The organism is Neorhizobium sp. IRS_2294 (genome assembly GCF_050500145.1).
Lineage (GTDB): Bacteria > Pseudomonadota > Alphaproteobacteria > Rhizobiales > Rhizobiaceae > Neorhizobium > Neorhizobium soli.
The window spans coordinates 2,968,878-2,988,582 of record NZ_CP191439.1 but is presented as its reverse complement, the minus strand read 5'-3'; the positions used below and the strand labels follow the sequence as shown (position 1 = coordinate 2,988,582).

Sequence of the window (19,705 nt, the reverse complement as noted above, 5' to 3'; positions counted from 1 at the left end):
GAGGGACAGATCTACTCGCGACCAAACGCGACGCCGCGGCCACCCATCCTTTGACTTTTCGCGCCGAAGCCTATAGGGACGGCGCAAACGTTCGGCTGCGATCGTTGCAGCCATGGGGCCTTTGAGCCCGACATATCCGAAAGACAGATTTGATGACCGATATCAACGGCGCCGCTCCGGCGATCGCGAAGGCTTTGCAAAAGCGCGGCTATGAGACGCTAACCCCCGTCCAGCTGGCCATGCTCGATCCTGCGCTCGAAACCGCCGATGCGCTCGTTTCCGCCCAGACAGGCTCCGGCAAGACGGTTGCCTTCGGCATGGCCATGGCGCGCACGCTGCTCGACGATGGTGAGAAATTCGGCCGGGCTGCTGCACCTCTCGCACTTGTCATCGCGCCGACCCGCGAGCTTGCCATGCAGGTGAAGCGCGAACTTGACTGGCTCTACGCCGAAGCGGACGCCGTGATCACCTCCTGCGTCGGCGGCATGGATATCCGCGCCGAGCGTCGTTCGCTGGAACGCGGCGCCCATATCGTCGTTGGCACGCCTGGCCGTATCTGCGACCATATCCGCCGCAACGCGCTCGACATGACGGAAATCCGCGTGGCCGTGCTCGACGAAGCCGACGAGATGCTCGATCTCGGTTTCCGCGAAGATCTCGAATACATTCTTGAGGCAGCCCCTGCCGAACGCCGCACGCTGATGTTTTCGGCAACCGTTCCGTCGGCCATTGCCAAGCTTGCCAAGAGCTACCAGCGCAATGCCGTGCGCATCGCCACCGCGTCCGAACAGAAGCAGCATGTGGATATCGAATATCGCGCGCTGGTCGTCACTCCGTCGGACCGCGAGCATGCGATCGTCAATGCGCTTCGCTTTTACGAGGCGCCGAACGCAATCGTGTTCTGCTCGACGCGTGCTGCCGTCAACCATCTGCATGCCCGTCTTGCCAATCGCAATTTCTCCGTTGTGGCCCTTTCGGGCGAGCTGACGCAGACCGAGCGCACCCATGCGCTGCAGGCCATGCGTGATGGCCGCGCCCGCGTCTGCATCGCAACCGACGTCGCTGCCCGCGGTATCGACCTGCCGGGTCTCGAACTCGTCATCCATGCGGATCTGCCGACCAATTCGGAAACGCTGCTGCACCGTTCGGGCCGCACCGGCCGTGCGGGGCGCAAGGGCGTCAGCGCCCTGATCGTTCCGGTCAGCCAGCGCCGCAAGGCCGAGCGTCTTCTCGCCGGCGCGCAGGTCGAGCCCACCTGGGCCCGCCCGCCATCGGCCGAAGAGGTGACCGCGCGCGACGAGGAACGTCTGTTTGCCGATCCGATCTTTGAAGAGATCGCCAAGGACGAGGAAGAACAGGGCCTGATCGACAAGCTGGTGGCGCGTTTTGACGCGACGAAGCTGGCGTCCGCCTTCGTCAGCCTCTATCGCGGCAAGAATTCGGCGCCGGAAGACATTACCGAAGTGTCGCTGGAAACCCGCAAGCCCCGCGAAGGCGGCAATGATTCGGCACCGCGGCCGCTGACGCCGCGTGGCGATTTCGGCGCAGCCGTGTGGTTCTCGCTGTCGGTTGGTCGCAAGCAGCGCGCCGAACCGCGCTGGCTGATCCCCACCATCTGCCGCGCCGGTGATCTCACCAAGCAGGAGATCGGCGCGATCAAGATGCAGGCCGAAGAGACCTTCGTGGAAATTGCCGCAGCCCATGCCGACAAGTTCATGGCCAAGCTCGGCAAGGACGGAATGATGGAACGCGGCGTACGCGTGACGCGCCTCGATGGCGTTCCGGATTTCAGCAAGTTCTCGCGCGGCGATGACGAAGGCTTCGTCAAGCGCGAAGGCCCGCGTCTGGACAAGCCCTACAAGGACAACAAGCCGTTCAGCAAGGATGGCCCGCGCAGCGACAAGCCGTTCAACAAAGACAAGCCCTACGGCGACAAGCCTTTCAACAAGGATAAGCCGGCCGGTGCCAAGCCTTACGGCGATGCGCCGCGCAAGGACTGGAAAGCCAAGCCCGCCGGCGCCAATGCCGATCGCCGCGTCGATGACGAAGTCTGGGGCGAAAAGCCGAAGTCCAGCTTCGCAAAGAAGCCGGGCGACAAGCCGTTCAACAAGGCTGGCGGCGACAAGCCGTTCAAGAAGCCGGCCCCCAAGGGCGGGTTCGACAAGCGCAAGTAGTTGATAGCGGGGGGCGAGGTTTCGTCCCCCGTTTGTTTATTGGCAGATCGGGCGGGCAGGTTACATCCCCTAGCCCTCGAAGCTGCCGCCATAGTCCTTCGGGACGAGGTCGGCCTGCGCATTGCCACTCCGCACAAGTTCAAGGATCATGTCTGCCACACGTTCGGGCGGGTGTGCGAAGGATGCGGTTTGGATCTCCTGTGTCTTTGCCGATTCCAGCCCAGACCTGACGGCGCCGTAAAACTCGGTCGCGGTGATGAACGGATGCATGATCGAGACGGCAATGCCGGCATCGGCAAGCTCCAGGCGAGCGACACTTGAAAGCATGTTCAGCGCTGCCTTGGAGCTGGTATAGGCAGCCGAGCCCGGATAGGTGGCAAGCGTTGCGCCTGAGCTGACATTGACGATGCTGCCGGCACCTTGGCTGCGCATATGGGGAATGACCGCCTGCATCATGACCAACGGCGCTACGCAGTTGAGATCGAGCACATCTTTGAAATCCTCAATGCCGATCTCTTCGATCGTGGCATGCAGGCCCTGTCCGGCGTTGTTGACCAGAACATCGATGCGACCGTATTTCTGAGCGGCGGCCTGGACGGCTTGTTTAACCTGCTCCGGGTGCGTGACATCACAAACCACCGCCAGCGCCTCATTGCCAATCTCCCGTGCCAGCGCTTCGATGCGATCTTTCCTGCGGGCCAGCAAAACGACCCGCGCGCCGGACAAGGCCGCAGCGCGCGCCGTTGCTTCGCCGATACCCGAGGAAGCGCCGGTGACAATCACAACCGCGTCTTTGATTTCCATCTGGAATGTTCCTTCATAAAATGGTGTCCCGCGCAGCATCGCAACAAGGCTGCGCGGGTGAGTATCCGTAGACCGGAGGCGATCCCGTCGCGCGTCCGATCCGGTCTGAAATTTGCACATTCCTGCTTATGCGTTGCTCTGGACGGAAAGCCGTGCCACATCTCTGCTCATGAGCGATGCCATCAGGATGTTGAAGGAGTTTGTGGAAGAACGCGCTGCAGGCGTGCTCACGACCACGGGCATTCCCCGCGTTGACATCCTCAAGGTGACCGAACCGACCGAGCTGTTTCCCGAAATCTATCAGCCTCTGGTTAGCCTGATCCTGCAGGGAGAAAAGCGCCTGCTGATCGGGAGCGAGGTGATCAGTTACACCGCAGGGCAGACATTCATCGCGTCCGTGGCGCTGCCTGTCATCGGCGAGATCGTTCATGCGAGTGTGAAGGGCCCCTATCTCGCGGTCAGGCTCACCTTCGATCGCGCGATGATCGCCGATTTGCTGCTGGACGATCCCGGCCCGGCTGTGTCGTCTGACACGCCCAGCTTTTGCGTCAGTCACGCAAGCGACAGACTTATCGACGCCTGGCTGAGGATGCTGCGCCTGATGGAGGAGCCGGATGAGATTGCGGTGATGGCACCCTTGCTGGAACGGGAAATTCTGTTCCGACTGCTGCGCGGCCCGCAAGGCGCCGTGCTGCGGCAAGTCGCCAGCATCGACGATCGGTTCGCGCAGATCAGGAACGCGCTGGTCCGGCTGCGCAAGGACTATGCCACCACCTTCCACGTGGACGAGCTTGCCTCCGCTTCAAACATGAGCCCGTCCGCCTTTCAGCGGCGCTTCAAGACGAGCACCGGCCTGTCGCCGATCCAGTATCAAAAGCGGATCAGGCTCTACGAGGCGCGCGGCATGCTGTTTGCACGGCCCGGCGATGTGGCAGCCGTCGCACTTGCCGTCGGCTATGAAAGCCTGTCCCAGTTCACCCGGGAATACGCAAGAATGTTCGGATCGCCACCCGCCCGCGACATCAGGAATTTGCGGGCGACCTCGCCGGTGGGGCCACCGGGGTATGGTGGGGCCGCGGCGGGGTAGGTGGGTGGCTCTCTGGCTGCGGTAGTGAGCGGCAGGGAGCTATGGCCGGGCGTTAGGTTCGACCAAGGAGTTTAACGCATTGCCTCTGCTATACGGAGCAGGGCCGCGTATATGATCTCCGGGTTGTCAGGTGCTACGGCATTTCGGGCAGTGGTTTCGGCGTCAGCGGCGATTTTATGGGCCGCACACAATGCGGTCCGGCCCTCCGGTGTCAGTTCGGTTGTGAGAACCCGGCCGCGTACCGGATGAGCCATGCGCTTGATAAGGCCGTCCCGTTCGAGTGTGGCTATGATGGACTGCATCGTCTGCGGTGTCACGAAGGCGCGCCGGGCCAAGTCCGCACTTGATAAGCCCGCGCTGAACTCCAATCCCGCCAGTACCGAATATTGTGGGGTCGTCAGTCCGATATCTCTCAGCTTGTTGTCGAGATGGCCCCGCAGCGCTTGCTGCGCTCGCTTCAGCGCGTATCCGAGCGAACGGTATGTGTCATCGACCGGTGGATCCATGAGAGTAGACATATCAGGGCCCTTATACTATTAGATGTCAGTACCCTGATAATACCGGGTCTCATTGAAAAGGATAGGCAGCCTATGGCTCGATTAATTGGACCGGATTTCATCGGCATCCAGACGAAGGATCTGGACGCCGCACTCACCTTCTATCGGGATGTCGTCGGGCTCACGCCTTCGGCGAAAGCACCTCCCGGCGCGATTGTTTTCGAAACCCACCCTATTCCATTCGCCGTTCGCACGCCGATCGAGGACTTTGATGAAACGGGGAAGCTCGGAACTGGCGTTGCAATCTGGTTTGGTTGTGACGATGCTGACGAACTGCACGCGCATCTGTCCGAGAGGGATGTGCAGATAGTATTCCCGCCCAAAGACGGGCCGTTCGGGCGCTACTTCGCATTCGTCGATCCATTTGGATATACGATAACGGCGCATAACGTCTCAACGCTGTGATCAGAGCATTTGGCTTCAGGTGACGGCAGCCTGAGGCGGATCAAATGCTTTCGCGTCATAAGACTAGAGCGAAGTGCGTTCGATGAAAGCACTTCGCTCTAAAACAGCGCCCGAAAATCCCGACACCTGCCATTTCGTGTTTTCCGCCAGAAGGAAGCGGAAGAAATATGAACACGTTGAGCTAAGTTCAGAGAAACTCTTCTAATTTTCATATCATTATTATGAAATATTCGAAAATATTGTCGATTTAGGTCTCTTTTTCCAAGGCCGATATGCCAAAATGCTTGGCGCAAGCTTTGCATTCGATAGTGCAGTACCATTTCTATACTCAAGGTATTGCTACAATGAAAATCGACACATCAACAAGTCGCCTCTACGCGAGCCAAAGCGCGCAGCTATCTACTGCTTCCGACGACACCTCGGCCTCGTTTTTGGCCGCGCTGAGCACTGCCACGGCAGGTGCGTCCACGTCGGATGCAGAGGGTGCCGAGCAGACCGACTTTACCAGCATGACCCGCCAGGAAATGCAGGACTGGTGCAATGACCAGATCCACAGCGGGAATATGTCGCTTGATGAAGGCCTTCCCTTTATGGCGATGACGATGAAAATTCCGGTGGATGGCGGCACTGCCGGCGAGTTGCAGGCTTCCGATGATGGCGAACGCGTTGATTTTACGGAAAAGGTTCGCGCAGGTATCGAGGGAGCGATTTCGCGCAACGACGAGGACACGCTCACGATGCTCGAGAAGGCCATGGAGACTATGCAGCAGTATCGGGCCGAAACTTCCGGCGCCGAGGCCCAGGCTTAAAAGCCCTCAGCCCAATACGCCTGCCTGAACCGGCACCACCGCCACGACACAAAAAAACGGCCGGAGTTCTCACCCCGGCCGTTTCGCATTTCACCAATCAGCCGATCAGTTCATCTGGCTGACATACTTCGTTTCCAGATAGGCCGCGACGGCTTCGGAGCCGCCTTCGGTGCCGTAGCCGGAATCCTTGACGCCGCCGAAGGGGACTTCGGGCAGCGCGAGGCCGTTGTGGTTGATGGTCAGCATGCCGGCTTCGACTTCACGGCCGAGTGCGTGGGCGGTCTTGACCGAGCCGGTGAAGGCGTAGGATGCGAGGCCGAAGGGCAGGCGGTTCGCTTCGGTGATGGCCTCTTCATAAGTCGAGAAGCGGTTGACGATGGCGATCGGGCCGAAGGGCTCGTCGTTCATGATCTTGGCAGAGGTCGGCACGTTGGCAAGAACCGTCGGTTCGAAGAAGTTGCCCTTGTTGCCGATGCGCTTGCCGCCGGTCTTCAGTTCGGCGCCGGACGAGACGGCGTCCTGGATCAGCGCTTCCATGGCCGGAATGCGGCGTTCGTTGGCAAGCGGGCCCATCGTGGTGCCGGCGTCCATGCCGTTGCCGACCTTGAGAGCTTCGGCAGCCTTGACGAAGCCTTCCATGAACTTGTCGGCGACGCCATCCTGGATCAGGAAGCGGGTCGGCGCGACGCAGACCTGGCCGGCGTTGCGGAATTTCGACATGGCAGTCACTTCGATCGCCTTGTCGAGATCGGCGTCATTGAAGATCAGGACCGGTGCGTGGCCGCCGAGTTCCATCGTGGCGCGCTTCATGTGCTTGCCGGCGAGCGCTGCGAGATGCTTGCCGATCGGCGTCGAGCCGGTAAACGAGATCTTGCGGATGACCGGATGCGGAATGAGATATTCCGAAACTTCCGACGGAATGCCGTAGACGAGGCCGATGACGCCTGCAGGCACGCCGGCGTCTGCAAAGGCGCGGATCAGTTCGGCAGGCGATGCGGGAGTTTCCTCAGGCGCCTTGACGATGATCGAGCAGCCGGTGGCAACCGCTGCGGAGAGCTTGCGGACGATCTGGTTGATCGGGAAGTTCCACGGCGTAAAGGCTGCAACCGGGCCGACCGGCAGCTTGATCGTCATCTGGTTGACGCCGGAAAAACGGGCCGGAATGATCTGGCCGTAGGTGCGGCGGGCTTCTTCGGCAAACCAGTCGATCGTATCGGCGGCGCCCATGATTTCCATCTTCGACTGGGCAAGCGGCTTGCCCTGTTCGCGGGTCATCATGAAGGCGATGCTATCGGCGCGCTCACGCAGCAGATCGGCTGCCTTGCGCATCATCTTGGAACGGTCGAAGGGCGCGGTGTCGCGCCAGATCTTGAAACCCTTGTCGGCCGCTTCAAGCGCGAGATCGAGATCCGCCTTACGAGCATGGGCAATCTTGCCGATCACTTCGTCGGTCGCGGGATCGGTGACTTCGATCGTCTCGCCGGCGATCGCATCGCGCCATTCGCCGTTGATGAAGAGCTTTACGTCGGGATAGGTCTGCATAGGGTCCACTTTCGTTCGTGAAATTCGCGCAAGGGCAAGCGGTAAGGAGGTGCATCCGGCCGCCGGCAGAGGTGTCAAATGTTCCGGTGCCTGAGTTAAGACAAAGACGGGAGACAATCAACGGCGGGCATCGAATAAGTCATACTTATATCGATTAAACCGGGCAGCGTTTTCAGCTGCCGTGCCCCCGCGTGCTCTATAGATAGGGAGGCGTGACGGCGCTGACCACCTCGCAGCGCACAGTTCCGACATTTCGGTAGCGATGCGGCAGGCGGCTGTCGAACAGATAGGCATCGCCGCGCTTCAGAATACGGGTCTGGTTTCCGACGGTGACTTCCAGTTCGCCGGCGACAACGACGCCGCCTTCCTCCGCCTCGTGGCTGAGCATGGTTTCGCCGGTATCGGCGCCCGGCTCATAGAATTCGTGAAACACCTGCACGCTGTGGGATTTGGCATCGCCCACCTGCAACAGTGTCAGCGCGCCTGTCGACAAGGGCGTTAGTTCGTCGGCGCGGTAAAAGATCTGGTCGACGGGCGGCAGCGTCAGCGCGAAGAAATCGGTCATCGGATAGTTGATCGCTTCCAGGATCTTCTTCAGCGAGGCGACCGAGGGGCTGACCTTATTCTTTTCAATCAGCGACACCAGCGAATGGGTAACGCCGGCCTTGACCGCCAGAGCCCGCTGCGACAGCCCGTGGGCCTGGCGCACCAGCCGGAGCCGATCGCCGACATCGAACGCCGCTTCGGGTTCGATGTGCGAGTTATCGGCTTCCGCTTTTTCCGTTCCGTGCATTCTTCGTGCGCGCCTTCATGCATCGCCAGCGCCTCAAGCGGCGGCAGCGATTTGTGATACACCGAAGGGTGGGGGATGGCCAATGACGAAAACTGGCGTGGGTGGTGAGGGGGGGGGGCGGGTCGCGATGGGGGGCTGAGGGCAAGGCGGGCGTTGGCGAAATATGCTGCCGGGATTCGGCTTAATTTCGGACGCAGATCTACATTCCCTGAATTTCCTAAAGCGGTCATCTGCTCAGTAGCAGTCTACGTCAGCAGCAGACTACCCTTACAAAACGGTAGCTAGCATCCAAAAGCAGACTGTAAGCGATCACGCATACGTAACGTAAGTAATCCTGCAGAGGACGTCGCTAACATGGGCGAAGAGATCAGGCGCCACTGTCGATCTGCCTTGTGGAGCGAGAGGTGGAGCTTCGCGTCTGAGTTATCCTGGGCCTTGCCTGGATGCGCATACCTCCCATCCCCATTTCCGCTTAACAACGTCAAGCGGAAGCATACTAGAAGGACGGCTTTGGGTGTATAGTCGAGTCGATCAACATGCGTAACTCGATCCTGTCTAGGTAGACTGCGGATCTCCCTGCTATCCCAAGCAATCGGATATCCCGAAATGGGGGATGAGCCGTCCCGCCGTTCCCGCCGCCTTCGATCCAGCGGCCCTTATTGGTAGAGAAGCGAAGGTAATCTATACGGCTCCCGTAACGGATGTCGATGCTATCGATGAATTCATCACTTTCAAGAACAAGCCGCGGCGTATCTCGGCCATGATGACCGCCGTATCGATGCCCATTCAGGTAAAGCGCGTCGATCCAATCCCCAGCAGATAGACCAATTTCTCTGATTTGCTGATCTTGAAATGGCTGGCCACCCAGTGCGCCAAAAGTATATATTTTCTCGAGCTTTTCCAACATATCCACCCCTAGGATTTATTTGGAAGCGAATTTACTGCAAGTATAGTATCATTGTAGTGTGGAATGTCTAGCAGTGATATATTTGCCGTCTGATACCGCAGTGATGATTTTTTGTTTGCCGTAATTTCCTTGTTGGCCGCGTCGCGCTGACTAAAAATTATTGATCCAGCGAAATTTGCCTCCTGTCCGTTCCGACTACGAAATTCTTCCCAATTTTTTTTGGGGGGCGATCATCCCCGGCAGGACGACACCCGCGTAAACGAAGTATGCTACGGAGTTGATGAAACGCCCGGTCGCATTGACGGATAAATACCATGCTTGTCGATATTTTTGCTCGCCGATACGAAGGAAGCCAGCTTCGAGAACTGTTTGAGCAGCGGGACGTTCGCCTGCTTGTCCAGTCGTTCCGTATCTTAGCGGAGGACCTGTCGCCTTATTACATTAATGGCAAGGAAGACCTAACATCGGTCAGCTTCTGGACGACGCTTGAAAGCAGCCTGTCACGCGAGCTTGGCGTAAAAGAACTTTCCCAACACTGGTCATCCTATACAAGCAACGGACGATATCAGACGTTCAAAAACACCCTGCTGAAGGTCTGCGAAGAGTGGCTGACCCAGGTCCCTGCAGGCTCACCGGATACCTACATAAAGGAACGCTTGAGCCTCATCGAACTTGGCTTCCGCGCCAAGGAAACCGAAATTGCAGCAATGAATGCGAGGGACATATCGGACGGCGAGAAGCTACTTGCCCCGCTCACCCGCCCGGGACTTAGATTACCTGGAAATCCAGAAGACGGTGCCCGCGCTCGACGCGCTATGCGAACAAAGGTATTTGAGACCGCTGTAGACGAATTGAACACTCGCTTCCGCCAAGCCAAATATCCGTTAAATTACCATAGCGGCTTCATTCAGATAGTGACCGACGATCTCGTGCAGATCGAGGTTGAGACCCCCTTCTGGTCACTCCTGGCGCCCCCGCAATGGAAGAACGTAGATCTTGACATGAAAGAGGCGCTAGACCTACGCGATGGTGACGGCAAAGACCCTGCATTTTATGCGGCGCGAGCGCTGGAAAGCACCATCAAGGTCATCTCCGACAGCAAGGGGTGGACGCGTGGGAAAGAGAAGGGTGCTCACAACTATATTGACAACCTCGGCTCGAAGACAAATGCCTTCATAGCTCCTTGGGAAAGTGCCCTGATTAAAGACTACTTCACCCACGTTCGTAATCCATTCGGGCACGGAGCGGGTAGCGCAACCATGCCCTCGTTGACAAGACCACAGACAGAATGGGCAATCGAGTTCAGTATGAGCTGGATAAAGAACCTCATACGGCGCATGTAGGTGACAGCCTACGTACACTAAGAAGGATGCGCTCGAAAGAGCCGCCAGACCTCCGCTTCCGCCCCAACCCAGTCAGCCCCATCCGCATTTCGCGCAAGAAGCCCGGCACGCAGTGGCGGGCCCAGACTGCTGACAAATTCTGAAGATGCTTGTTTGACGAGAGCGATACCGCACTCTCCCTCATCCTCGCCCTTGTGGCGGGGATCCAGCGACCCGACGTCTGTCGGGTCAAAGACCCTCTTTAGCTCAAGGACTTGAGCTGGCTGGATCCCCGCCACAAGGGCGAGGATGAGGGGAGTTTGCCAGCCGGCTCAATTTCCCAAGTGACCTGCGAAGTTGTTAGGAAAGGACTTTGTCGGCAGTTTAAGCCCGGCACACAACAGCGCGCCGGGCTAGGTTCACACCAAAAATCCGTCTCAGAAAAACGCCTGTATCCCCGTCTGCGCACGGCCCAATATCAGCGCATGCACATCATGCGTGCCTTCATACGTGTTGACCGTTTCGAGGTTCTGGGCGTGGCGCATGACGTGGTATTCGATCTGGATGCCGTTGCCGCCGTGCATGTCGCGGGCTTGGCGGGCGATGTCGAGTGCCTTGCCGCAATTGTTGCGCTTGACGATGGAGATCATTTCCGGGGCCATCTTGTGCTGGTCCATCAGCTGGCCGACGCGAAGCGATGCCTGCAGGCCGAGTGTGATTTCGGTCTGCATGTCGGCGAGCTTCTTCTGGTAGAGCTGGGTGCCGGCGAGCGGCTTGCCGAACTGCTTGCGATCAAGGCCATACTGGCGGGCGCGGAACCAGCAGTCTTCGGCAGCGCCCATCACGCCCCAGGAAATGCCGTAGCGGGCGCGGTTGAGGCAGCCGAACGGGCCTTTCAGGCCCGACACGTTGGGCAGGATGGCATCTTCGGTCACCTCGACGCCGTCCATGACGATTTCGCCTGTGATCGAGGCGCGCAGCGAAAGCTTGCCGCCGATCTTCGGGGCGGAAAGACCCTTCATGCCCTTTTCGAGCACAAAGCCGCGGATCTCGTTGTTATGGGCTTCCGATTTCGCCCAGACGACGAAGACGTCGGCGATCGGCGCGTTGGAGATCCAGGTTTTTGCGCCGCGCAGGCGATAACCGCCTTCGATCTTTTCGGCGCGGGTCTTCATGCCGCCGGGGTCGGAGCCGGCATCCGGTTCGGTCAGGCCGAAACAGCCGATCAGATCGCCGGAGACGAGGCCGGGCAGGTACTTTTGTTTCTGCTCGTCGGAGCCGTAGGTGAAGATCGGATAGATGACCAGCGACGACTGGACGCTCATCATCGAGCGATAGCCACTGTCGATGCGCTCGATCTCGCGCGCGACGAGGCCGTAGGCGACGTAGGAGGCGTTGGCGGCACCATATTCCTCAGGCAGGGTCACGCCGAGAAGGCCGGTCTGGCCCATCAGCTTGAACAGGTCCTTGTCGGTGGTCTCATCGAGATAGGCATCGTTGATGCGGGGCGCGAGTTCGGCCTTGGCAAAGCTTGCGGCCGCATCGCGGATCATCCGCTCTTCGTCGCTCAGTTGGTCTTCGATGAGAAAGGGATCGTTCCAGTTAAACGCCATGCTTCTGAGGCCTCCGGATTTCAGCAATTCTGTTGATGGCGATTATCGCCGTGGGGCGCGCAAGGGCAAGACCCGTTTACTCAAACGGTCATGATCTATAGTCATAGGGCATGCTCACCCTGTCGCGAAAGCTTCTGCCGTCCACCTCGGCGCTTGCCGCCTTCGATTCCGTTGCCAGGCTCGGCAGCTTTTCGGCGGCTGCCGAAGAGCTGTCCTTGACGCAAGGCGCCATCAGCCGGCAGGTTTCCGGGCTTGAGGAGCAGCTGGGCATGCCGCTGTTCGAGCGCACCAGCCGTGGCGTGGTGCTGACGGAGACCGGGGCGGACTATGCCAAATCGATCAGCGTGGCGCTTTCCCAGATCCGCTCCGCCTCGCTTGCTGCCATGAGCAAACGGCATGGCGACCAGCTGAACCTTGCGATCTTGCCGACCTTCGGCACCCGCTGGCTGATGCCGCGCATTCCGCAATTCGTCGCCCGCCATCCGCAGGTGACGCTGAATTTCGCGACCCGCATCGGCGTGTTCGATTTCGACCGCGAAGGTATCGACATGGCGATCCATGTGGGCACGCCCGACTGGCCGGGGGCCGAGTGCACCTATCTGATGAGCGAAATGGTAGCCCCCGTCTGCTCGCCGGAGTTTCTGGCCGGCCATCCGATCCGCGCGGGCGAAGACCTGCTGCGGCTGCCGCTTCTGCACATGGCATCGCGCCCCGGCGCCTGGAGCCACTGGTTCGCAAGCCTTGGCATCGACACGGCACCCTCCCAGGCAATGCGCTTTGAACAGTTCTCAAGCGTTGCGCAGGCGGCGATTGCGGGGCTGGGCGTGGCGCTGATGCCGCTGTTCCTGATCGATTCCGAACTGGCGAGTGGCCAGCTCGTCGAAGCCTTCCCGCATGAAGTTACGAGCCCCAGCGCCTATTACGCGGTCGCACCCATCAGCAAACGCGATTTTAGGCCGGTGGTGGCGTTTCGGGAGTGGCTGCTGGAGGAGGTGGCGCGGTATGGGCAGGAGGTGGTGGGGTGGTGAAGGGTGACGGAACGGCGCGTCCCGCCCCTTCACCATGATCCATCCATCGCTCCTTGAGCCTATTCATCGTTGATGGTCGCAAACAGCAACGACCGGTGAACAGCCACACCCGCCAGGCTTCCATCGCCGACCGCGAGTGCAACAGAGGCCATGGGCCGCGCGGCGTCGCCGCAGGCGAAGATGCCGGGCAGGCTGGTTTCCTTCATCGCATCAGTCTTGATGGTGGCGCCAAGGGGGCCTGGTTCCATGTCGAGGCCGAGCTGCTGCGCGATCGAGGTGGAGACCTCGAAGGGAGCAAGCGCGAACAGGCCGGAGAAAGACAGGGTCCTTCCATCTACAAGCTGCACATCGGCGTGATCGGTGAGGGCCTTCACGGGGGAGCGCTCGATGACGACGCCGCGCGCTGCGAGGGATTGAAGCTGATCTCTATCCGGCTCGAATGCCTGGTTGAGAAGCAGGGTTGTCGGTCCCCAATCGGGAAGCATCAGCGCATGGTGCATCGAGAGCGCCGAGCCGGCGATGACGCCGATCTTGCCCTGGTTGAGTTCGTAGCCGTGGCAGTAGGGGCAGTGGAACACGCTTTTGCCCCAACGCTCCTTCAACCCCGCGATGTCGGGAAGAATGTCGCGTACGCCCAGCGCCAGGATCAGCCGGCGCGAACGGTAACGGGTGTCTCTCACCAAAACGGTGACATGAGCCGCTCCGGAGCCTTTCTCACCGTTGCGCTGAACGGTATCTGCACGACCTGAGACCCAATCCACCGTTGGGTACTCCATGACCTGTGACCGGGCCTCGGCTGCAATTTCCGCGGGATCGACGTGGTCCTGGGTGAGGAAGCCATGCGAGTGGGATGCGAACCGATTGCGCCTGAGGCCTTCGTCGATCATCAGAACCTTTCGACGCGCGCGGCCGAGTTGAAGCGCTGCCGACAGGCCGGCGTAGCTGCCTCCGATGATGATGACGTCGTAGATCGTGTCGCTCATGACTTTCTCCTCTATCTCGCAACAACATAAGTGTCATGAAAAGACGGGTCAAGCCTCATGGCACTTCGATTGTATCGTGAATGACGATTGTGCTAGTGTCGGTGGGGAAAGAACGCGAGGGAGTAGAACATGAGGCAGGACAGTCGGCTATCGCGCATGCTGCATGTGTTGATCCATATGGGACGACATGACGGGGCGATGACATCCGAGATGATCGCCCAGATGCTCGACGCCAACCCTGTCGTCATCCGGCGCACCATGGCGGGACTGCGCGACGAAGGGTATGTCAGCTCCGTAAAAGGGCATGGTGGCGGCTGGACGCTGGCGCGTCCTCTCGAGGAACTGACGCTTCTCGATATCTACCGGGCGGTCGGAGAACCGTCGATCTTTGCGGTTGGACCCGCTTACGACATGCCGGGATGTCCGATCGAACAGGCGGTCAACGGGACTTTGACGGACGTCTTCAACGAAGCCGAGGACCTGCTGCGCAAGAGGTTTGCCGGGGTAACGCTTGCCGATATCGCCAACGGGTTTCAAGGCTCGAGCGAACAGGACGGCGGTCAACGATGCACGCCATGACCGCAGGCGACACCCCAGCCATGTCTTCGGCCGCGGATTGACCCCTCTGTAGACCAAGCCCTCTGCTTCACGCTGGGTGTGCCCCAAGCCCATGCTGTGGTGCCGGATTTTCGCTCTGGCCGCCCAGGGCGTGAGTTTGCAACCATCCGGCAGGACTCGACTCCTCATCCGTTTTCTGCTTTTCTGATTAAACGATTAATCAGAGCGCCTCGATGGCTCCCATCCGCCCCGGTTCGAACATGACTGCGATAGCGAGCGCCCTTGGCGTGTCGGCGGCCACCGTGTCGAATGCGTTGTCGGGCAAGGGGCGGGTTTCGCCGGAGCTTGGGGCGAAGATACGGGCGAAGGCCGAGGAGCTTGGGTATGTGCCGAGCGTGACGGCGCGGGCGCTTCGCACGGGGCGCAGCCGCGTCATCGGGCTGGTGCTTCCCGATATTGCCAATCCGCTTTTCCCGCAGATTGCCCAGGCGATCGAGAATGCTGCAGCCGATGCCGGTTACGGCGTTTTGATCGCCGACAGCCGTGGCGACAGTTCGATGCAGACGCTTGCGATCCAGCGGCTGGTCGAGCGCCAGGTCGACGGGATCGTCATCGTGCCGCGGCTCGGTACCCGCATTGCCGACCTCGGTTGCCCGGTCGCCGTCATCGACAGCCCGTCGACTCCAGGCAACACGGTTTCTTCCGATCATTGGCAGGGTGGCCAGGTGGTTGCCGATCATCTGGTCGGGCTCGGCCACACGAATTTCGTGCTGATCGGCGCCAATCCGCTTTCGAACGTTCAGAACGACCGCATCGGCGGCATGAAATCGCGCCTGCCGAAGGGTTCCCGCTTCGAGACGATCTGGATCGAGAAGCTTGAGGCACTGGCGGGAGCCGGTTGTTCGCTCGGTTTGAAGCAGAAGGTCGAGCTCGGCTTTACCGCCTTTGCCGCCACGAGCGATCTGCATGCGCTGCGTGCGCTGACCGAATTGCAGCAATCCGGCATCCGCATTCCGCAGCAGGCAAGCGTCACCGGCTTCGACGATCTCGTCTGGTCGTCGGTGGTTTCGCCGGGCCTTACCACCGTGCGCCAGGATATGGCGGCGATTGCCGAGATTGCCGTCGGCGCGCTGGTCGGCGTGATCGGCGATGATGCGGCCGAGCCTGATGCCGCGACCATAACGGTCGGCGTCACAGCCGTTGCAAAGACCGATCGCGTGCCGATGACACTCGTTGCCCGCCAGACCACCGCATCCGTTTCCAGCCCCGATTTTTCACCCGCATCCCCAGCCTTGGAAGGGAATGACCCATGAAGACCCTGATTACCTTATCCGCCACGCTTTTGCTTGCCACGACGGGCCTTGCCCAGGCACAGGAAAAGACGCTGACCATTTCCGTCTATGCGCTGGCGCAGGACGAGTACAAGCAGATCGTCTATGATCCCTTCCAGGCGATCTGCGGCTGCAAGCTGGTGGTCGAGACCGGCAACAGTGTCGAGCGGGTTGCCAAGATGGAGGCCAACAAGGCCAATCCGGTCATCGACATGGCCGTCGTCTCCATGGCCGATGCGCTATCTGCGTCCCGCAAGGATCTGACCGACACGATCGATACGGCCAAGCTCAAGAGCTTCAACGCGCTTTACGACATCGCCAAGGACCCGAACCAGGACGGCAAGAGCGTCGGCTACACGTTCTACGCCAACTCGATCGTCTACCGCTCTGACAAGATGAAGATCGAAAGCTGGGCGGATCTGTTCAAGCCGGAATATGTCGGCCATATCGCGTTCCCGAACATCACCACCAATGGCGCGGCACCAACGCTCTATATGCTCGGCCAGGCGCTGGGGAAGGATACGCCTGACCTTGCAGCCCCGATCGCGACGATCGGCGAGAACAAGGACGAGATCGTCACCTTCTACGAGAAATCCTCGCAGCTGGTGCAACTGATGAAGCAGGAAGAGATCTGGGCAGCGCCCGCCGGTCGTTTCGCCTGGGCGCCGTTTACCAAGCTCGGCCTGCCGATGGCATGGGCGACGCCTAAGGAAGGCCAAGCCGGCGGCATGAATGTCATGGTCGTCACCAAGGGCTCCAAGAACCGTGACCTGGCGCTGCAGTTCATGGATTTCTGGCTCTCGACCGAGATCCAGACCAAACTTGCCGAAAAGCTGGTGGATAGCCCTGCCAACAGCGAGGTGAAGGTGTCCGACGAAGTCGCCGGCAATCTCACCTTCGGCAAGGCAACCGCCGAAAGCCTCAAGTTCATCCCCTCGGCCATCGCTCTCGATAACCGCGCCGGCTGGATCAAGACCTGGAACGACAAGGTCGGGCAGTAAGCTTCAGCAAACCGCGTGTCTTGCGGCGTCGCATACCTTTCGGCCCAGGTTGTGGGCTGAAAGGGCGCGGCCTGCGAAGCGCGCGGGAATGATGACGAGACACAGTTCGACGATACTACCGGAGACCACGCATGTTTCAAAACCGGGCCGAGGCGTTTGCACTGGCGCTGCCTGCCGCAATTTTTGCGGCGGCGGTGTTTATTGTGCCCGTGCTGATCCTGCTGTCTGACGGGTTCAGGAGCCTTGATGGCGGCTGGACGCTTGCGGCTTACGGCGAGTTCTTCTCCTCGCCGCTCAATCAGGCGGTGTTTCTGCGCACGCTGAAGCTTGGCGCGCTGGTGACGGTGGTTGCGGCGGTGATCGGTTATGCCGCGGCGTTTTCCATCGTCAGCCTGTCGCCCGCTGCAAAGGGCCGGATGACCGGGCTGGTCGTGCTGCCGCTGATGATTTCGCCGGTGGCGCGCACCTATGCCTGGATCGTCATTCTCGGCCGGACCGGCATCGTCAACCAGGCTTTCCAGGCGCTGGGGCTGAGCGAGGCGCCGCTGCGCATCCTGTTTTCCGAAACGGCAATCTTTATCGGCCTGCTGCAGCTGTTTCTGCCGCTGATGATCATCTCGCTGATCTCGGCGCTCGAGAATATGCCGAAGGATGCGGTTCCAGCAGCAAGGGTGCTCGGCGCCAACTGGTTCCAGGTGTTCTGGAAGGTGATCCTGCCGCTTACCAAGGAAGGGCTGGTGATCGGCGGCACGCTGGTCTTCACCGGTTGCCTCACCGCCTATATCACGCCGGCCATCCTTGGCGGCTCCAAGGTTCTGATGCTGGAAACGCTGATGTACCAGCAGGTTGCCGTCAGCAACAATTTCGTCGCCGCAAGCGTCATCGCCTGCATCCTGATTGTCATGAGCTTTGCCGCCAACCTTCTCCTGAAGCGGGTGGCAACGGCGCGCAACACGCAGAGAAAGGCCGCCCGATGACCGCTCGCAGCCTGTTCGTCCCCGCCACGCTGTTTCTGCTGGCGACCTTTCTGATCGGGCCATTTCTGATCATCGTCGCGGCGTCGTTTTCGGCTGGCGAGACATTGGCGTTTCCGCCGCAGGGCTTTTCGCTGCAGTGGATCCTCAAGGTCTTCACGGTCGAAAGCTTTCGTGCCTCGTTCGCGATGTCGATGTTTCTGGCCATCGGCGGCACGGCGGCAGCGCTGGTGCTGGGCATTCCCGCATCCTACGCGCTGTCGCGCTACCGGCTGCCGGGGGCAGAAATCATCCGCACCATCGTTTCGGCGCCGATCATCGTACCCGGCATCATCGTCGGCCTTTCGCTGCTGCGCTATGTGGTCGTGCCGTTCGGCGTCGGCATCACGCTTGCGCTGTTTCTCGCCCATACCGCGCTGATCCTGCCCTATGCGGTGCGGGTCGTTTCGGCGAGCCTCGACAACCTGCGCTCGGATATCGAGGAGGCTGCAGTGCTTTTGGGCTCGTCCCGGCTTGGTGCCTTCTTCCGGGTGGTCATGCCCAACATCAAGGGCGGCATTCTTTCGGCCTTCATCCTCGGCTTCGTCACCTCGTTCAACCAGGTGCCCGTATCGCTGTTCCTGTCCGGTCCCGGTGTGCGCACGCTGCCGATCGACATGATGGCCTATATGGAAATCGTCTTCGATCCGTCGGTTGCGGCGCTCTCGTCGCTGCTCGCCTTCCTGTCCATCGGCATCGTTTTTGCTGCTGAACGCTTTCTCGGATTTTCCCGCTATGTCTGATCAATCCTATCTCTCGCTTGAAAAGCTGACGCTTGCCTATGGCGACAGCGTGGCAGTTGCCGATCTCGACCTGTCGGTCCGGCGTGGCGAACTCATCGCGCTGCTCGGCCCCTCCGGCTGCGGCAAGACGACGACCATGCGGGCAATCGCCGGGCTGTTGCCTGTGAAATCCGGCAAGGTCATCCTCGACGGCGAGGACATGACGCGCACGGCGCCGAACAAGCGTGCCGTGGGGCTGGTGTTCCAGTCCTATGCACTGTTCCCGCATCTCTCCGTCTACGAAAACGTTGCCTTCGGGTTGCGGCTGAAGGGCATGAAAGGCGCCGAACTGGATGCCAAGGTGCAGTCCGGCATCACCTCCGTCGGTCTGGCAAAATTTGCCGACCGCAAGCCGGCCGAGCTTTCCGGCGGCCAGCAGCAGCGCGTGGCGCTTGCCCGCTCGATGGTGATGGAGCCGAAGGTTCTGCTGCTCGACGAGCCGCTGTCCAACCTCGATGCCCGGCTTCGGCTGGAAATGCGCACCGAATTGCAGCGCGTCCAGCGCGAAACCGGCGTGACGATGATCTTCGTCACCCACGACCAGGCGGAAGCCCTGTCGCTTGCCGACCGGATCGTCGTCATGAAGAACGGCGCGATCGAGCAGATCGGCACGCCTGAAGATATCTACAATCGGCCGACCTCCTCCTTCGTGGCGGATTTCGTCGGGTTCGAGAACATCTTTGCGCTGGAAGGCGGCGCGCTGAAGACCGCCAATGGCAGCGTGCCGCTCTCGGTCGCACCGGGCCTGGAGGCACCTTCGGCTGCGGGTCTCGCCTGGCGTCCGCGCATGGTGACGCTTGGAGCCGGCCCGTTTCGCGGAACCGTGCGCGGCACATCGTTTGCCGGCCATTCCCGCGAATATTTGCTGGACAGCGCGCTCGGTCCGATCAAGGCTGAGGTGGATGCTTCCGAACCGGTGCATGTGTCCGGCTCGGACCTGTCTTTCGACCTGCCGGTACACAAGGCCGCGCAACTTTCGCGCATTGCCTGAGGAGA

General features: G+C 60.3%; 19 protein-coding genes. 12 read left to right on the top strand and 7 right to left on the bottom strand.

Annotated features, from left to right (window positions below):
* The first annotated feature begins 152 nt into the window (after positions 1–152).
* Positions 153–2,174: a DEAD/DEAH box helicase gene (locus tag ACQY1K_RS14490; protein ID WP_430257684.1), complete on the top strand. Its 2,022-nt coding sequence runs from the start codon at positions 153–155 to the stop codon at positions 2,172–2,174.
* Positions 2,175–2,243: 69 nt separating this feature from the next.
* Here the strand turns inward: ACQY1K_RS14490 and ACQY1K_RS14485 are convergent, their stop codons facing one another.
* On the bottom strand, positions 2,244–2,978 hold the full coding sequence (locus ACQY1K_RS14485; RefSeq protein ID WP_062583069.1) for an SDR family oxidoreductase: 735 nt from the start codon (positions 2,976–2,978) through the stop codon (positions 2,244–2,246).
* A 187-nt stretch (positions 2,979–3,165) separates the two neighbouring features.
* Here ACQY1K_RS14485 and ACQY1K_RS14480 point away from each other — a divergent pair, with 187 nt between their 5' ends.
* Entirely contained in the window at positions 3,166–4,065 is a 900-nt protein-coding gene (locus tag ACQY1K_RS14480; RefSeq protein WP_430257683.1) for an AraC family transcriptional regulator, read from the top strand.
* Positions 4,066–4,136: 71 nt separating this feature from the next.
* Here ACQY1K_RS14480 and ACQY1K_RS14475 read toward each other — a convergent pair whose 3' ends face one another.
* Positions 4,137–4,583, bottom strand: a complete 447-nt coding sequence (locus ACQY1K_RS14475; RefSeq protein ID WP_430257682.1) for a MarR family winged helix-turn-helix transcriptional regulator — start codon at positions 4,581–4,583, stop codon at positions 4,137–4,139.
* A 72-nt stretch (positions 4,584–4,655) separates the two neighbouring features.
* On the opposite strand from ACQY1K_RS14475, the gene ACQY1K_RS14470 reads away from it, so the two are divergent.
* On the top strand, positions 4,656–5,027 hold the full coding sequence (locus tag ACQY1K_RS14470; protein ID WP_430257681.1) for a VOC family protein: 372 nt from the start codon (positions 4,656–4,658) through the stop codon (positions 5,025–5,027).
* Between the two features lie 344 nt (positions 5,028–5,371).
* On the top strand, positions 5,372–5,836 hold the full coding sequence (locus ACQY1K_RS14465) for a hypothetical protein (RefSeq protein WP_430257680.1): 465 nt from the start codon (positions 5,372–5,374) through the stop codon (positions 5,834–5,836).
* Between the two features lie 105 nt (positions 5,837–5,941).
* Here ACQY1K_RS14465 and ACQY1K_RS14460 read toward each other — a convergent pair whose 3' ends face one another.
* The 3 genes from ACQY1K_RS14460 to ACQY1K_RS14450 all read right to left on the bottom strand — a co-directional run bounded on the left by ACQY1K_RS14460 (position 5,942) and on the right by ACQY1K_RS14450 (position 9,078).
* Entirely contained in the window at positions 5,942–7,378 is a 1,437-nt protein-coding gene (locus ACQY1K_RS14460) for an NAD-dependent succinate-semialdehyde dehydrogenase (RefSeq protein WP_430257679.1), read from the bottom strand.
* A 196-nt stretch (positions 7,379–7,574) separates the two neighbouring features.
* Positions 7,575–8,171 (bottom strand): cupin domain-containing protein, encoded by a 597-nt coding sequence (locus ACQY1K_RS14455; protein WP_430257678.1) that lies wholly within the window; start codon positions 8,169–8,171, stop codon positions 7,575–7,577.
* A 496-nt stretch (positions 8,172–8,667) separates the two neighbouring features.
* The gene (locus ACQY1K_RS14450; protein WP_430257677.1) at positions 8,668–9,078 is read right to left on the bottom strand and encodes a jacalin-like lectin; all 411 of its coding nucleotides are present in this window, start codon (positions 9,076–9,078) and stop codon (positions 8,668–8,670) included.
* A gap of 314 nt (positions 9,079–9,392) precedes the next feature.
* On the opposite strand from ACQY1K_RS14450, the gene ACQY1K_RS14445 reads away from it, so the two are divergent.
* Positions 9,393–10,421: an AbiJ-NTD4 domain-containing protein gene (locus ACQY1K_RS14445; RefSeq protein ID WP_430257676.1), complete on the top strand. Its 1,029-nt coding sequence runs from the start codon at positions 9,393–9,395 to the stop codon at positions 10,419–10,421.
* A gap of 416 nt (positions 10,422–10,837) precedes the next feature.
* Here ACQY1K_RS14445 and ACQY1K_RS14440 read toward each other — a convergent pair whose 3' ends face one another.
* Positions 10,838–12,013 carry an acyl-CoA dehydrogenase gene (locus ACQY1K_RS14440; RefSeq protein WP_062461376.1) on the bottom strand — a complete coding sequence of 392 codons (1,176 nt, stop codon included), beginning with the start codon at positions 12,011–12,013 and terminating at the stop codon, positions 10,838–10,840.
* 110 nt (positions 12,014–12,123) lie between these two features.
* Here ACQY1K_RS14440 and ACQY1K_RS14435 point away from each other — a divergent pair, with 110 nt between their 5' ends.
* Positions 12,124–13,041: a LysR family transcriptional regulator gene (locus ACQY1K_RS14435; protein ID WP_430257675.1), complete on the top strand. Its 918-nt coding sequence runs from the start codon at positions 12,124–12,126 to the stop codon at positions 13,039–13,041.
* A 59-nt stretch (positions 13,042–13,100) separates the two neighbouring features.
* On the opposite strand, the gene ACQY1K_RS14430 is transcribed toward ACQY1K_RS14435, so the two are convergent.
* Positions 13,101–14,024 (bottom strand): NAD(P)/FAD-dependent oxidoreductase, encoded by a 924-nt coding sequence (locus tag ACQY1K_RS14430; RefSeq protein ID WP_430257674.1) that lies wholly within the window; start codon positions 14,022–14,024, stop codon positions 13,101–13,103.
* Positions 14,025–14,153: 129 nt separating this feature from the next.
* Here ACQY1K_RS14430 and ACQY1K_RS14425 point away from each other — a divergent pair, with 129 nt between their 5' ends.
* From ACQY1K_RS14425 to ACQY1K_RS14400, 6 genes are all read left to right on the top strand, one after another.
* Complete coding sequence (locus ACQY1K_RS14425) at positions 14,154–14,603, top strand: Rrf2 family transcriptional regulator (RefSeq protein ID WP_062461367.1); 450 nt, start codon at positions 14,154–14,156, stop codon at positions 14,601–14,603.
* Between the two features lie 212 nt (positions 14,604–14,815).
* Complete coding sequence (locus ACQY1K_RS14420) at positions 14,816–15,895, top strand: LacI family DNA-binding transcriptional regulator (protein ID WP_430257673.1); 1,080 nt, start codon at positions 14,816–14,818, stop codon at positions 15,893–15,895.
* Positions 15,892–16,914 carry an ABC transporter substrate-binding protein gene (locus ACQY1K_RS14415; RefSeq protein ID WP_113112330.1) on the top strand — a complete coding sequence of 341 codons (1,023 nt, stop codon included), beginning with the start codon at positions 15,892–15,894 and terminating at the stop codon, positions 16,912–16,914. The genes ACQY1K_RS14420 and ACQY1K_RS14415 overlap by 4 nt, the downstream gene beginning before the upstream one ends.
* A gap of 131 nt (positions 16,915–17,045) precedes the next feature.
* Positions 17,046–17,891, top strand: coding sequence for an ABC transporter permease (locus ACQY1K_RS14410; RefSeq protein ID WP_430257672.1), 846 nt, complete (start codon positions 17,046–17,048; stop codon positions 17,889–17,891).
* Positions 17,888–18,670, top strand: a complete 783-nt coding sequence (locus ACQY1K_RS14405; RefSeq protein ID WP_092659627.1) for an ABC transporter permease — start codon at positions 17,888–17,890, stop codon at positions 18,668–18,670. The genes ACQY1K_RS14410 and ACQY1K_RS14405 overlap by 4 nt, the downstream gene beginning before the upstream one ends.
* Positions 18,663–19,700: an ABC transporter ATP-binding protein gene (locus ACQY1K_RS14400; RefSeq protein ID WP_430257671.1), complete on the top strand. Its 1,038-nt coding sequence runs from the start codon at positions 18,663–18,665 to the stop codon at positions 19,698–19,700. The genes ACQY1K_RS14405 and ACQY1K_RS14400 overlap by 8 nt, the downstream gene beginning before the upstream one ends.
* The last annotated feature ends 5 nt before the right edge of the window (positions 19,701–19,705 follow it).